Below are 14499 nucleotides of genomic sequence, written 5' to 3'. Positions count from 1 at the left end.
CTCACTCCTTATAGCATCATTTTTGCTTTCGTGAATACATGCTGTAATTCTTCCATTGATAAATTATCTTTTTCTAAAGGCGCAAATAATTCTTTTAACTCCTTATAACGTTTTTGCTCCTCTAATGCAGCAATATCATATTCTAGCGGAACGTGCTTCACTGTTACATTCGCTTGTTCGAATAATTCTATGGCGTATGGATGATTTTTATAATCCTGCGCATAATAAACCGCTGTAATACCACTTTGAATAATTGCCTTACAACATTGTAAACAAGGGAAATGCGTAACGTAAATTTCTGCTTCCTCTGTTTTCGCACCAAACTTGGCACATTGTAATAAAGCATTCATTTCGGCATGAATTGTCCGAACACAATGATTATCGATTACGTAACAACCATCATCTATACAATGTACACCACCTTTAATTGAACCATTATATCCACCCGCAATAATTCGTTTATCGCGAACGATTGTTGCTCCTACCGCAAGCCTTGTACATGTACTACGTAACGATAGTAGATGGCTTTGCGTCATAAAATATTGATCCCATGAAATTCGTTCCATATTTTCACCTACTTTTTTGTCTACTTGTAGTGTAGCGAAAGAAGAAAAACTTCGTCAATCTTTTACGGAATAATAATTTGATCTTTTATCTTTTCAAGAGATTTCGCACCAATCCCATCAATCTCTAATAAATCTTCTATTTTCTGAAACGGACCATGCTCTTCTCGATATTTCAAAATACTTTCTGCCTTTCTAGAGCCAATCCCTGTAATTTTTTCTAATTGCTCTTTCGCCGCTGTATTTATTCGAATCTTGCCATCTTCCTTAGAAGAAGTAAGCATCCCTTGTTCTGACTCATTTTTACTCGGTATATAAAGAAGCATTTGATCTTGTACAATTTGTGCTAAATTCACTTTTTTCATATCTACCTCTGATAAAAAACCACCAGCCTTTTGAACCGCATCCTTTACGCGATCTCCTTCCTCCATTTCATATACCCCTTCTTTATTAACCGCTCCTTTCACATCAATTATAATTGTTCTTTTCTGTTCCTTTGTATCCGACATTTTCGGTTTACTCTTTTTTTCTATATCCTTCTCTTGTACATTCATTGTAATAGGCGTTCGTTCTACACTCTGATTCGTTTTCCAAAAAACAAGAAAAAGTAAAGTTCCAATAATAGCTACTAAACCTAACCACTTTTTCGGAAAATCCCACATCATTTTACACCTCTAATCATAAATTTATAACATCATTCATATTGTTTAGGAGAAAGCTGTTACGAAGGAGGGATGAAACTTTGAACATAGGAATTATAGGGACAGGAAACATGGGGAATATACTAATCGATGCATTTTTAGAAACCCGTGCTGCCAAACCTTCGTGCCTTACAATCATTAATCGGACGCCTGCCAAAGCATATCATATAAAAGAAAAATACCCTTCTGTTCATATAGCAAAAACTATCCCGGAAATAATCGAACAATCACAACTGATCTTTATTTGTGTTAAGCCGATAGATATATACCCTATCCTAAAAAAATACACTGAACATTTTTCTGATGACACGTGCTTAGTTTCTATTACAAGTCCAATATCTCCATCACAATTAGAGACTCTCGTACCTTGCCACGTCGCGCGTATCATTCCAAGTATCACAAATCGCGCGCTCTCTGGCGCCTCACTATTTACATTTGGAGATAATTGCTCTGAAGAATGGCAACAAAAACTACTTCGTCTATTCAAAAATATTTCGACACCTCTTGTAATAGAAGAAGATATAACGCGCGTTTCATCTGATATAGCAAGTTGCGGTCCTGCTTTCTTTAGTTATTTACTACAATGCTTCATTAACGCTGCTGTAGATAAAACAAATATTACACACGAAGAGGCTACTACTTTAGTAAGTGAAATGGTCGTGGGGATGGGGAAATTACTTGAAAAAGAAATCTTCACATTACCTACCTTACAAGAAAAGGTTTGCGTGAAAGGCGGCGTTACTGGGGAAGGCATCCGGGTTTTAGAAGAACACGTTGGAGATATGTTCCATAAGTTAATTGAGCGAACACATGAAAAATTTGATGAAGATTTAGAATGCGTTGATCAGCAATTCAATAAACACACATAATAAATACGTCATTTTCATTCCAAATCCTTTTTATAAATACTTACTTTTTTACAATACATTTTCACTTCAACTACTATTCCCACACTTTACGCATACAATCTTCAGATTATGCTAGAACTAAAAATATATCTTCTTTATAAAACAAAAGCAACCTTCTCGGTTGCTTTTGTTTTATCCGTTTTTCTTCGCCATGAAGAAAATACGCTCTGTTTGTTCTGTAACTTCAAGTCGCTCAAAATCACCTGTTACACGAAGCACTGTAAAACCTGCTTCTTCAAGCCATTTCGTTAACTCTTCCACTTGATATGCACGTTGCACGTGACATTCGTCAAACCGATGGTACACATCTTCTTCCGGATCTTGAACAAAGAATGTTAAATCATGCTCTACACTATTTGATTCTTCACCAGGGAAGCAATTCCAAATAAGAGATATTTCTTCTCCATTTACTGTATACGTTTCATTTTGAAATACATGATGTATTTTATATAAAGAATGTACATCAAATAAAAACAAACCACCTTGACGTAAATGGTGAGATACTCTTCTAAATGTTTCTTGTACTCCATCTTCTTGCAATACATAATTTAATGAATCACAAAAGATGGTTACACAATCAAACTCACCTGGAACATCAAGCTCGCGCATATCTTGTTGATAAAAAGGAATAAAGTATCCCTCTCCTCCTAGTTTTTGCTGAGCGACTGTTAACATTTCTTCTGAAAGATCGACACCTATTAAATCGTAACCCTTTTGCACAAGCGGAAGGGTTACATTACCCGTACCGCATGCTACATCAAGAATTTTTACCTCTTTCATATCTGCCTGCTGTAAACTTTCCTCTGTAAATTCCACCCATTTATCATAAGGGACATCATTCATTAGTTCGTCGTACAACAATGCAAATTGTTCGTATTTCATTGGCCTAACTCTTCTGTAATATCTTCACGTGGCACGTCGCCCCATAGACGCTCTAAATTATAGTGATTACGCTCATCTTTATGGAATACATGAGCAACTACATCTCCAAGATCAACTAATACCCAACGTGCTTCGTCAAATCCTTCCATACGTTGTACGTCGATTTGGAACTCATGTGCTTTTGATTTAATTTCACGTGCAATTGCTTGCACTTGTTTATCTGAATTACCGTGACAAATAATGAAATAATCTGCAATTGGTGAAATACCTTGCATATTTAGGACAACCATATCTTCTGCTCTCTTATCATCAGCTGCTTTTGCCGCTAATACTAATAAATCTTTATCGTTCATTTACTCATTTCCTCCTTGATAACTGCATTGTATGTTTGGAATGTTAATGGATAAATCGTCTGATCTTTTTCCATTAAAAATTGAATTGTTCTCTTTAACGCAAATAATAAAGCTTGATTTATATCCGTATATGCGAGTTTACGAGCCTCTTCCACTCCTGGAAACTTTCGCCCCGGTTCAATGTAATCAGCTACATAAATCACTTTATCTAACATCGTCATGTTCTCATGACCACTTGTATGATATGTAATAGCTTGCAAAATTTCAGAATCCGTAATGCCTACTTCTTTTTCTACTAAGTATGCCCCAACAGGTGCATGCCATAACTCTTTGTTATAGCAAAGTAAATCTTTCGGCAAATCTTCACGTTTAATAATCTCTTCCATCTCTGAAATTGCTCTACATTTCGCATAATCATGGAATATAGCTGCCATCTCTGCTTTTTTCTCGTCCACACCGTATAACTTAGCAAGCTCAATCGCTGTCTCCATTACACCAATTGTGTGTATATAACGTTTTTCATGCATTTGTTGTTTGACAATATGCAGTGCATTCTCACGATTCATACAACCCATTCCTCTCGATATATACCTGTACTTTTTCAGGAAGTAAATATTTACATGTTTTTTTCTCCTTATATCTCTCACGTAATAAGGATGAAGAAACTGCAAATTCCGGAATTTCCACTGTAGTAATCTTATATGGTGTATGCAATGTATACCCAGGTCTTGCAACTCCAACAAACGTTACAAGATTAAGTAAAGCTTCAATGTTATACCACTTCGGTAAATACTCAACCATATCCCCACCAATAATAAAGTGAAACTGCACATCCGGATATTTCTTCGTCAATTGTAACATAGTGTCATACGTATAAGATGGGCCCTTCCTACTTAGCTCTTCTAAACAAATAGAAAAGTGTTCTTCTGCATCAGTCGCGAGCTCTAACATATGTAAACGACTTTCCACACTTGTAATATTCCGCCCTTGTTTATGTGGCGGAATCTGGTTTGGCAAGAACCATACTTCTTCCAAGTTCAAAGCGTGATATACTTCATTTGCAATTAGCAAATGTCCATAGTGAGGCGGATCAAATGTACCGCCAATGATGCCAATTTTTCTCAAAAGAAACGCCCCTTCCTTTTACATACAGCAACTCTCCTCGGTTAGGAATGAAGAGAGTTGCTATTAATAAAAGTTCAATTGGTTTCGCTCTGTACATCATTACGCATCAGCAATAAAAATAGCGCATGCTAGTCTTTTTATCGAGGAAGCTTAATTTGTTTATTTTCTCTTGATTCTTTGTATAAAACGATTGTGCTTCCAATTACTTGAACGATTTCAGCACGTGCACCTTTTGCAAGTTCTTCTGCAACCTCACGGCGATCGAATTCACAGTTCTGTAGCACACTTACTTTAAATAGCTCACGAGCTTCTAAAGTATCTGCGATTTGTTTAATCATATTTTCATTTACTCCGCCTTTTCCTACTTGAAAAATTGGTGTTAAATGATGTGCTTGTGCACGTAAAAATCTTTTTTGTTTTCCTGTTAACATATATGTTAGCCTCCAAGCTTTCTTATAACTAATTGTTTCATTCGTTCGATATTTGGCGCGCGGCCTGTCCACATTTCAAACGCAAGTGCACCTTGATAAACAAACATATCAATACCATTTTGAATGATTGCACCTTGCTCTTTCGCCTCGCATAAAATTTTCGTTTCAAATGGGTTATAAATTATATCTGATACAATCGTCCCTTTTTTTAACGAAGAAATTTGTAACGGCGTATGTTCAACACGTGGATGCATACCTATCGTTGTCGTCTGAATGATAATATCATAATTCCCTTGCTCTTCTGTTGCTTTTTCTAAAGATAAAGGAACAGAATGAACAGTAGCCGTACATGCAGCAATAAGTTCTTTCGCCTTATCTACTGTACGATTGGCTACATCAATCTCTTTCACACCTACATCGGCAAGAGAAAAATAAATCGCTCGACTAGCACCACCTGCGCCAAGCAATAAAATACGTTTCTCTTGAAGTGGTTCACTACTAACGGACTGCAATGCTCGGACAAAACCAATTCCATCTGTATTGTAGCCAATCAACTTTCCACCCTTATGAACCACTGTATTTACCGCACCAATTTGTTTTGCTAGCGGGTCAATCTCATCCAAATAATCCATAATCGCAACTTTGTGCGGAGTTGTTACATTAAATCCTGAAATACCTAATGCTTTTAAACCTCTTACTGCTTCCCCTAGCTCTTCCTCTTTAACAAGAAAGGCATGATAATGGGCATCCATATTCAAGTGTTCAAATGCATCGTTATGCATAACGGGTGATAGTGAATGTCCAATTGGATTTCCGATTACACCATATAATTGTTTCATAAATCCCTCTCCATATTAAATTAAAGATTTACGCAATGAAACACTTACTCCTTTTGGTACGTGTGCAACAATTTTTGCTCCCGGTTCGTTCACAGTAACCCATCCTAATCCAGAGAATACAACATCCGTTTTTGGTTCACGAATATTAAACTCGTATTTCACTAGCTCTGGCATATTTTCTAATTCTTCTGGTGTTGGCGGGCTTAGTAAATCTCCAGCATGATTTTTATATAATTCATCTGCTTTCTCAAGCTTTGTACGATGGATTGTTAAACGATTCGAGAAGTGACAAGTAAATGCACGACGACCGCCACTTACATAATCAAAACGTGCCAGTCCACTAAAGAACAATGTTTGTTCTTCATTTAATTGGAACACCATCGGCTTAATTTCTTTTGTTGGTGTAATAAGCTTTAAGCTTTGTTTTCCAACATAGTGAGCCATTTGATGGTGGTTAATAATACCTGGCGTATCATATAAAGAAGATTCTTCATCTAACGGGATATCAATTAAATCAAGTGTTGTTCCTGGGAAATGAGATGTTGTAATTACATTTTCAGTCTCATCACTAAATTCTTTAATCATACGATTAATAAATGTCGATTTCCCTACATTCGTACATCCAACAACATAAACATCTTTGCCGCCGCGATAATACTCAATAGCATCTGCTAGTTCAGCAATTCCTTGTCCCTTCGCTGCACTAATTAAAAAGACATCTTCTGGTTTTAATCCTAGCTGCTTTGCACTATAGCGCATCCAATGCTTTACTTTATCATGTTTTACTGACTTTGGAATTAAATCAGCTTTATTTCCAACAAGTAATACTTTATTATTCCCTACGAAACGATGTAAGCCAGGTAACCAGCTACCATTAAAATCAAAAATATCTACAATTTTGACTACTAATGCATCTGATTTTCCAATTCCATTTAAAATGCGTAGGAAGTCATCATCTGTTAACGATACATCTTGAATTTCATTATAATGTTTCAAACGAAAACAGCGTTGGCAAATGACTTGTTCTTTTTCTAAAGATGAGGCAGGAGCATACCCCACTTCGTTTTTATTTTCTGTTTGAATTTCTACACCGCAACCAATACATTTAATTGTTTCAGTCAAACTTTATTCCTCCCAGTTAATTAAACCTTTTTTCTTCATATTTTTCATAATTCTTCGTTCGATTTTTCGATTAAAGCGCGTTACTAATCCGTCCGTTTGTGCCACCGGTACAACTAAAATTGTATGAAGGCCTACTCGGTTTCCACCAAGCACGTCAGTCAGTAACTGATCTCCAATTACTACAACTTCATCTGGCTGCAAACGCATCTCTTGTATCGCACGCTTAAATGCGCGAACAAATGGTTTACGTGCACTATGAATAAATGGAATACCTAATGGATCAGCAAAATCTTTCACACGTTGCTCATTATTATTTGAAACGACCGTTACTTGGATGCCTTGCTCTTTCATCTCCAAGAACCATTTTTCAAGTTGCGGCGTTGCATTAGGACGATCCCATTCAATTAAAGTGTTATCTAAGTCAGTAATAACGCCTTTAATCCCACGTTTTTTTAAATCTTCTGGTTGAACATGATATACATTTTTTACATATTCATTTGGTAAAAATAGTTTCAATTTCTTTCACCTCTTTGAGGATTTTTCATAAAATTTTTCGACAACATTTTTCGATATATAACCTGTGGATAAAATTGTACACATTTTCCACATTAATTTTTCAGTTAATTTGGAATTTACTAACAAACTATACACACTTTATCCACCTAGGTATGTGGATAACCACTCGTTTGTGGCTGTCATATTTTTTTGGTACATTAAATGCATCAACGAATCAATCCTTATATTATTAGGAGGTGACTCACCTTGAAAACAAAACATATGGAACAGTTATCCACTGAGTTACTCACTGAGTCTTATTATAAAGCAAAAGAACTAAAATTAAATCCCGACTTCATTTTACTTATAAAACAAGAAATCATTAGACGCTCATTAGAGGACAAGCTTGTCAAATCATCTTGATTACATATAGAGTGAAAGTTTAATCAGCCCGTACCAATTAAACAGTTAAAGGATACATTATTGGATGCCCTGTAAAAAGAGCCATCCTACGATGGCTCTCGAATAAACAAGTACTCCCATCTAGGGGATTTCATCATTAAGTATCTTTGCCCATAACTCTTACTTACGGTTATAAAAGCTTTTCTTTATTTATGAGCTAAGCGAGTAGCTATTTTTTCACCAAGACGAAGCTCTTGTCCACTCTTTAATTCCTGCACTACTTCTATCATATCTTTTTCAAACAATAACACAACTGTTGAACCAAATGTAAAGTATGCCATTTCTTCACCTTTTTGAACAGTGTCTCTCTCATGCAAAAGCTCAATACTATTAACAAACATGGCACCTACTTTTACAAGAGCCATATGCTCGCCATCACTGCTTACTTCTGTAACAGAACGATAATTTTTTGACAGTGGTTCTTTCCCGTATTCCATACCAGCTGCATTTACCGGATATGATTTTCTACCGAGTACAAATCTTTCAGTCACAGAACCAGAAAGCGGACTATGAATACGATGATAATGACTTGGGCTTAAATAAATAACCATATATGTACCACCTGCATATCGCTGTGCACGTTCTTCATTACCTAGCATATCCACAATCGAATAACGCTTTCCTTTAATATCAAATGTTTTTGTATCCTCAATAGGACCATGATCTGCAAAAACACCATCAACAGGACTAACGATACTCGATGCATCTGCATCAATACTACGCTTTCCTTCTTTTAGCTTACGCGTAAATAATTCATGCAATGTTCTATATTCCTTCAAACCCTTTTCCATCTCATCTTGATTAATTTGAAAAACTTTCGCATACGATGGAATAATGATAGAGCTCAAACGAGATTGTGCAAATTTACGTAATATATAAGAAGTAAAGCGACCATTTGTAAGTTCTATCATAAGTCGATATAATGTACGTCGCAAATTGCGAAACCCCCTAATCAGTCTATAACTTTAGTTTTCCCTTCTTTTCTTTCTATATCATATGTAAAATTGGTTCTTATTCCCACATATCATATAAAGCAGCCTTATTATACATACAGAAAACTAAGTATGGTATTATTCTTAAATTATTTAGCACCTTCTAATATTACAGATAGAATCCGTCATTTTCAACAGTGAACATGTATTTCTTCTTAGCATAACGCGTTTTCTTTTCTTATTTACAATAAGAAAAGCAGCCCATTTTAAAATATGGCTGCTTCTAATACACTTTACTCTTTCGCTTTTTTCTCTTTCTCTGCCCTTACAAACTCGTGGAACATTTTCATTAAAGCACGCTTTTCGATCCGTGATACGTAGCTTCTAGAAATACCAAGTGCCTTAGCGATTTCCCGCTGTGTTTTCTCCTTATCTAGCCCAAGTCCAAAACGTTTCACAATCACTTCTTTTTCTCTTTCGTCTAAAATATCGATATACTCTTTAATTTTTTCTAACTCCATACTAAGCTGAATCATATCAATTACATCTTCAGACTCTGATTTTAATATATCAATAAGCGATATTTCATTGCCCTCTTTATCTTGCCCGATCGGATCATGAAGTGAAACATCTTTTTTCGTTTTCTTTAGTACACGTAAATGCATCAAAATTTCATTTTCAATACAGCGTGCTGCATACGTCGCAAGCTTCGTTCCCTTTCCTGCAGAATAGCTCTCGATCGCTTTAATGAGCCCGATCGTACCAATTGAAATTAAATCTTCTGCATCTTCTCCTGTGTTCTCAAATTTTTTAACGATATGAGCTACAAGCCGTAAATTATGTTCAATTAAAAGATTTCTCGCTTGAGCATCACCTTGCTCCATTAACTCTAAGTACTTTCTCTCATCATCTGATGATAACGGCTGCGGGAACGCATTATTCTTTACATAAGAAACAAAGACAAACACTTCTCGAACCATGTATCCAATTGCGGCGAATAGACTCAAACCTTTCACCTCCGCCAAAATAGTGGTCTTTATTATGTGTATGTGGGCGTGAGGTTGTTTGTGTCTGTACAGTTTATTTATAAAACTCAACACTTCCAACATTTAAAATATTTTATCGTTATATTATAATTAAATAAAATTGTTATTTATATGAATATGCTATTAAAGGGGACACTATTCATGATTACATTAGATCGATTATTAAATGTAACAATTTATTTAGGGGTATTTTTACTTTTCATTTCGTTCATTACTTTTGTTATTAAAAGAGGGCCTGATTTATTATTTTTTCAATTTGGAATTTCTTTATTTTTTGGAGCTCAAATTATAACTGGAATAAATTTTTTTCATAACTATGGTTTCTCGTTTCACTCAAAACTAGAACTACTTATCTTTATTTTCTATGTAATTGGAATTATTACATGTATACTACTGTTCTTTCACTTTCAAAATCCGTATCGAATTTTTTTATTAATTTGTAGTTTTTTATTTTTAACTGGTTCCAATTATTACTTTAAAGAAACATTAAATTTTAGTAAAAAAACTCCAAATCAACATAAAACTTTTTTAAGTACACAAGAAGACTCTTTTCCAAAAGAAGTCCGTAAATTTTCAGAGGATTATAATAACATAATAAGGAATGATTTTTATGAAATACCGATGATTCCTACTGAATTACAGATTACAAGCAAAAAAGATTCTTCCCATAGTACATCTTTCTTAGTTGAACTTCATAATAGCGAGAATGAAATTACTGATGACTCTGTACAATTAACTCCATCAGACCGTTTTTATATACTGTTAAATACACAAAAAACAAAAATATCAAAAATAGTATATGAAGGGCAGAATTTTTTCACATTTACAGTCACACTAAAAGCTTTTAATTTACAGCAAGAACCAGAAATTCATAATATGTTTTTAGAAATAGATAAACGTAGAGCAATGAATCTTCTTAATTTTGAAATTAAAGCCCATACTAAAGAATGGAACGTAATATTTAAAAGTGATAATTCTTCTTCCCATCTTCCTATCACATTTACTTTTGAAAAACGAACAGGCAAAGTATAAAAATAAAAAGAGTTATTTTCTTTGAAAAATAACTCTTTTTATTTTACTTACTCCAAATCTTTCTCCCAGTTTTGGCATCAATATAACGAATTTCTCGACTACAATCAAAAGGTTCTTTATGTTTTTCATCTGTCGTTTGTTTGTACAGTAGTTTGTACTTGGTTTCCTCTGCATCATGATCTACAAACCATTCTAATTTAACTCGGATAGCCTCTCTGTATATTTCTAATGCTTTTTCTTTTGTTACTTTTGGTGTTGTTTCATATGTAAGTAATTCTTTTATAAAGTTGCCACACTCTCCAGAGTAGTGCATCACAGCACCATTTTCTGCATTGATGTTGATCATAATATATTTCCGCTCTACATGAATGTCATTTACATAGATTGAAAAGGAAAACCTCTCTATCCCCTCTTCCTCCTCATAATTATCCCAAAGTTGAACATACTTTGTCGCATCTGGGATAATATGCTCTAAAAATTGAAGTGCCTTGCTTAAACATTGCTCTCTTGATAAGATTGTTTTCCTTTTTTTCTCATCCTTCCACATAAAAAAAGAAAGCAATTGATTTGTTTCTTTATCTAGAGTAATTACAACGAATTCATCATGTTTCAACATTGGAAAATGTTTTTTATAAAACTCATCCATTGAATATGAATCCTTCTCTTCTATTTCTTTTTGTAATTCTTCTTTTAATACAAATTTTATCCGGACTTCATCCTCATCTACTTTTTCATCTATTTTGACAAACTTCCCCTTGTCCCAATCAAATAAATCAAACACATCTTTTTTTTGACTACTCTTTAGCGGTTTATCAACAAGTACTGTAGAAGGTAATTTATAATGTTCTGGCCCGTATAAATCTTTGCCTGTACTTGCATCAATAAATGCATGACTAGGCTCTGGTTCATATACAAGATGGTACCCTTTTACTTCTTCCCCGTTTTCATACTCCCACGAAGAGTATGTTAAATCTACAAATACAAGTCTCATATCTTGTCTAGCTTTCAAATTTTCTAAAACGACGTTCTCCTCAACAATTTCACTTGGCCATGACGGCTTTTTCTCTATCGCTTTTTGTCCATTATAATGGAAATTCACAATATTTCCTGAAGGATGAACTCGCACAACACACCCTGTATTCGGCAATGGATAGCCATTCACTTCTTGCATATAATTTACTTCTTTCCAACTGCGCCTGTCATCCTTAACAGTTACATATGTATAAAATTCAGATCCTTCTTTTGTATATTTTTTTAAGAATGTATTTGCAATCGCTCTTGCTTTATTTTCCTCTATCGCTTCCTCACCGCTCGAAAAAGCTTTTTCATCCTCTATCCTAAGGTCAACTAAACTACCAGTATGTCTATTCAACGTAATCTGTATTGTTCTCTCCTCATCCGCTTTATGCTCCCACCATAATAGATGATATGGGTCATCCACACCTTCTTGATCATCTACAACAAGCCTATAATCATCTGGAATGTTAATAATATGAGCCACCTGCTCTTTTCTTTCTTTATCTTTTTGATTCATCATACCGCTCCCTTTATTACAATTTAAGGTAATTATAACAAACACAACCAAAAAATATAAACAAAAAAAGACTAGAGATATCTCTAGTCTTCTACTTCGTCTCACGATGCAACGTTACTCGCTTTAATCGTGGACAATATTTTTTTAGTTCGATGCGCTCTGGATTGTTTCGTTTATTTTTTTTAGAAATGTAATTACGATCACCGCACTCCGTACAAGCTAGTGTAATATTTACACGCATATGTAATTCTCCTTTCTTTTTAAGATTGCAAACTAAAACGTAATGATTACGATTTATATATTATATAACTTCATTCTATTTGTCAATTACAAAACAAAAGGGTCTAAATAGAACCCTTTTGTTTAAGTAATCTATGCTTTGTATTAAAATGTTTCGTATGTAACAAACTCACTAATCGGCTTTCGATATCCTCGTGGGCGAGTTTTAGTCGTATCACTTTTTCCTATCGTAATCATTAAAACAGGTACTATATGCTCCGGCATATTTAATTCACTTTGTACTGCTTTTTCATCGAAACCAATCATTGGACATGTATCATAGCCATAATATTTAGCTGCGTACATAAAAGTCATCGCGCTTAACGAAGCATTTCTAATCGCTTCATCCTCCATGAAACGCTCTCCTTTTCCTTCATATAAACCTTTCGTTTGCCTAATTGTATCTTCATATTCACATTCATCAATCATTTTTAAAACTTTCATACCGAAGTAAATATTTTCAACATTTTGGTATGCTTTTTTATCACCACAAACGAGCACTACCGCTGATGCACTCGATACTTTATATTGACCGAAAGCTAATTCTTTTAATCTTTCTTTTCGCTCTTGATCACGAATTACAACATAATGTGTGTGCTGCAAATTATAGCAAGATGGAGAAAGCTTAGTTAACTCAAATATTTTTTTAAAGTCCTCATTAGAGATTTCTATACCTTGTATAAATTTCATTGCAGAACGTCTAGCAATTGCTAATTCTTCAAAGTTCACCATATATCCTCCTCAATAACTATAAATTTAACTATAAATTTAAATATACATTAATTTATACAAATGGATAAATAAAATAAAAACACTTTAAATTCGAATAATAATTATGATTAACAGCAAAAAAGACAAAAAGCTGAAACAATTAGTTCATACGAAATTCACACGAATCTATTACTATAGAAACTGTACATAGTGAACTTATTAACAATCACGTTTATTTATATAAAATCTTACTCGAAAGGAGTTGAAAGTATGAAAACTAAATATCGCTTTATGATCTCATCATTTGCTGCTTGCGCTTATATGATTTGGTATTTAGTATAATAACGACCTCACTTGCAAATAGGAAAAGGTGTGTATATAAATGGAATATAATCAATCAACAGTTAACTACTGGAAAGCTTTTGTATTACCATATACATTTGCTTTAGAAGAGTTAAAAACTAAATTTGAAATTATGAACCGGGAAGCTCAATTTCTAGAGGATTACAACCCGTTTGAACATATAAAAACAAGACTAAAACAACCTGAGAGTATTATTAAAAAACTAGAGCGCAAAAGCTTATTACCAACAGTTGAAAACGCTCAAACACATTTACAAGATATTATTGGTATTCGTATTACATGTTGCTTCGTAGAAGATATCTATCATTTGAAAGAAGTCATTCAAAAACGCGAAGATATGGAAGTCATAGAAGTAAAAGATTATATCGCTAACCCAAAACGAAACGGATATAAAAGTTTACACATGATTATTAAATACCCTTTATCATTAAATTCTGGTACAAAAGATGTATTTGCAGAAATTCAGTTACGTACACTGGCAATGGACTTTTGGGCAAGTTTAGAACACAAACTTTATTATAAATATGAAGGGAAAATACCGGAGTATTTAAAAGATGAACTACATGATGCAGCAATGAAAGCTGAAGATCTTGATAATAAAATGGCCACAATTCGTCAAGATATTGATGATATTGAGGCATGCTCAAATCAAATTATGCTACCACTATAAAAAAAGGTTCTCGCCAATGAGAACCTTTTTTTATACCATTTTGGGAAATAT

At 34.2% G+C, this 14499-nt stretch carries 19 protein-coding genes; 4 read left to right on the top strand and 15 right to left on the bottom strand.

The window, feature by feature from the left end:
• Window positions 1-8 precede the first annotated feature (8 nt).
• Together ACTFRH_RS14925 and ACTFRH_RS14920 are read right to left on the bottom strand one after the other, a co-directional pair.
• Window positions 9-566, bottom strand: coding sequence for a ComE operon protein 2 (locus ACTFRH_RS14925; RefSeq protein ID WP_000439771.1), 558 nt, complete (start codon window positions 564-566; stop codon window positions 9-11).
• Between the two features lie 62 nt (window positions 567-628).
• The gene (locus ACTFRH_RS14920) at window positions 629-1228 is read right to left on the bottom strand and encodes a helix-hairpin-helix domain-containing protein (protein ID WP_000989933.1); all 600 of its coding nucleotides are present in this window, start codon (window positions 1226-1228) and stop codon (window positions 629-631) included.
• A gap of 77 nt (window positions 1229-1305) precedes the next feature.
• Between ACTFRH_RS14920 and comER the strand changes: the two genes are divergently transcribed.
• A complete protein-coding gene (gene comER / locus ACTFRH_RS14915; protein WP_001020536.1) occupies window positions 1306-2133 on the top strand; it encodes a late competence protein ComER in 828 nt (275 codons plus the stop codon).
• Between the two features lie 171 nt (window positions 2134-2304).
• Here the strand turns inward: comER and ACTFRH_RS14910 are convergent, their stop codons facing one another.
• The 8 genes from ACTFRH_RS14910 to ACTFRH_RS14875 form a co-directional block, all read right to left on the bottom strand.
• Window positions 2305-3054, bottom strand: coding sequence for a class I SAM-dependent methyltransferase (locus ACTFRH_RS14910; RefSeq protein ID WP_000873073.1), 750 nt, complete (start codon window positions 3052-3054; stop codon window positions 2305-2307).
• Window positions 3051-3407: a ribosome silencing factor gene (gene rsfS, locus ACTFRH_RS14905; protein WP_000998173.1), complete on the bottom strand. Its 357-nt coding sequence runs from the start codon at window positions 3405-3407 to the stop codon at window positions 3051-3053. The genes ACTFRH_RS14910 and rsfS overlap by 4 nt, the downstream gene beginning before the upstream one ends.
• The gene (yqeK, locus tag ACTFRH_RS14900; protein WP_001078477.1) at window positions 3404-3973 is read right to left on the bottom strand and encodes a bis(5'-nucleosyl)-tetraphosphatase (symmetrical) YqeK; all 570 of its coding nucleotides are present in this window, start codon (window positions 3971-3973) and stop codon (window positions 3404-3406) included. The genes rsfS and yqeK overlap by 4 nt, the downstream gene beginning before the upstream one ends.
• Complete coding sequence (nadD, locus tag ACTFRH_RS14895; RefSeq protein ID WP_001226043.1) at window positions 3963-4532, bottom strand: nicotinate-nucleotide adenylyltransferase; 570 nt, start codon at window positions 4530-4532, stop codon at window positions 3963-3965. Before nadD ends, yqeK begins: the two co-directional genes overlap by 11 nt.
• A gap of 137 nt (window positions 4533-4669) precedes the next feature.
• Window positions 4670-4963: a ribosome assembly RNA-binding protein YhbY gene (yhbY, locus tag ACTFRH_RS14890; protein WP_000955224.1), complete on the bottom strand. Its 294-nt coding sequence runs from the start codon at window positions 4961-4963 to the stop codon at window positions 4670-4672.
• Between the two features lie 5 nt (window positions 4964-4968).
• On the bottom strand, window positions 4969-5802 hold the full coding sequence (gene aroE, locus ACTFRH_RS14885; protein WP_000812084.1) for a shikimate dehydrogenase: 834 nt from the start codon (window positions 5800-5802) through the stop codon (window positions 4969-4971).
• 15 nt (window positions 5803-5817) lie between these two features.
• A complete protein-coding gene (gene yqeH, locus ACTFRH_RS14880) occupies window positions 5818-6924 on the bottom strand; it encodes a ribosome biogenesis GTPase YqeH (protein WP_000140800.1) in 1107 nt (368 codons plus the stop codon).
• Between the two features lie 3 nt (window positions 6925-6927).
• Window positions 6928-7440 (bottom strand): YqeG family HAD IIIA-type phosphatase, encoded by a 513-nt coding sequence (locus ACTFRH_RS14875; protein ID WP_000765314.1) that lies wholly within the window; start codon window positions 7438-7440, stop codon window positions 6928-6930.
• A gap of 246 nt (window positions 7441-7686) precedes the next feature.
• On the opposite strand from ACTFRH_RS14875, the gene ACTFRH_RS14870 reads away from it, so the two are divergent.
• Window positions 7687-7842, top strand: a complete 156-nt coding sequence (locus ACTFRH_RS14870) for a sporulation histidine kinase inhibitor Sda (protein ID WP_000850094.1) — start codon at window positions 7687-7689, stop codon at window positions 7840-7842.
• A gap of 185 nt (window positions 7843-8027) precedes the next feature.
• Here ACTFRH_RS14870 and ACTFRH_RS14865 read toward each other — a convergent pair whose 3' ends face one another.
• Together ACTFRH_RS14865 and sigK are read right to left on the bottom strand one after the other, a co-directional pair.
• Window positions 8028-8816, bottom strand: a complete 789-nt coding sequence (locus tag ACTFRH_RS14865) for a phosphatidylserine decarboxylase (RefSeq protein ID WP_001254988.1) — start codon at window positions 8814-8816, stop codon at window positions 8028-8030.
• 290 nt (window positions 8817-9106) lie between these two features.
• Window positions 9107-9820: an RNA polymerase sporulation sigma factor SigK gene (gene sigK / locus ACTFRH_RS14860; protein ID WP_000051382.1), complete on the bottom strand. Its 714-nt coding sequence runs from the start codon at window positions 9818-9820 to the stop codon at window positions 9107-9109.
• Window positions 9821-9970: 150 nt separating this feature from the next.
• Here sigK and ACTFRH_RS14855 point away from each other — a divergent pair, with 150 nt between their 5' ends.
• Complete coding sequence (locus ACTFRH_RS14855) at window positions 9971-10891, top strand: hypothetical protein (RefSeq protein WP_003302736.1); 921 nt, start codon at window positions 9971-9973, stop codon at window positions 10889-10891.
• A gap of 43 nt (window positions 10892-10934) precedes the next feature.
• Here the strand turns inward: ACTFRH_RS14855 and ACTFRH_RS14850 are convergent, their stop codons facing one another.
• The 3 genes from ACTFRH_RS14850 to ACTFRH_RS14840 form a co-directional block, all read right to left on the bottom strand.
• Window positions 10935-12428 (bottom strand): YcdB/YcdC domain-containing protein, encoded by a 1494-nt coding sequence (locus ACTFRH_RS14850; protein WP_003302734.1) that lies wholly within the window; start codon window positions 12426-12428, stop codon window positions 10935-10937.
• Window positions 12429-12516: 88 nt separating this feature from the next.
• The gene (gene rpmG / locus ACTFRH_RS14845; RefSeq protein WP_001265617.1) at window positions 12517-12666 is read right to left on the bottom strand and encodes a 50S ribosomal protein L33; all 150 of its coding nucleotides are present in this window, start codon (window positions 12664-12666) and stop codon (window positions 12517-12519) included.
• Window positions 12667-12809: 143 nt separating this feature from the next.
• Window positions 12810-13436, bottom strand: a complete 627-nt coding sequence (locus ACTFRH_RS14840) for a nitroreductase family protein (RefSeq protein WP_000245986.1) — start codon at window positions 13434-13436, stop codon at window positions 12810-12812.
• A gap of 361 nt (window positions 13437-13797) precedes the next feature.
• Between ACTFRH_RS14840 and ACTFRH_RS14835 the strand changes: the two genes are divergently transcribed.
• Window positions 13798-14448, top strand: coding sequence for a GTP pyrophosphokinase (locus tag ACTFRH_RS14835; protein WP_000456230.1), 651 nt, complete (start codon window positions 13798-13800; stop codon window positions 14446-14448).
• Window positions 14449-14499: the final 51 nt, after the last annotated feature.

The organism is Bacillus cereus group sp. MYBK216-1 (assembly GCF_051916495.1).
Classification (GTDB): domain Bacteria; phylum Bacillota; class Bacilli; order Bacillales; family Bacillaceae_G; genus Bacillus_A; species Bacillus_A thuringiensis_K.
Note: the sequence above shows the minus strand (reverse complement) of the source record. Positions and strands in the feature narration are given on the sequence as shown.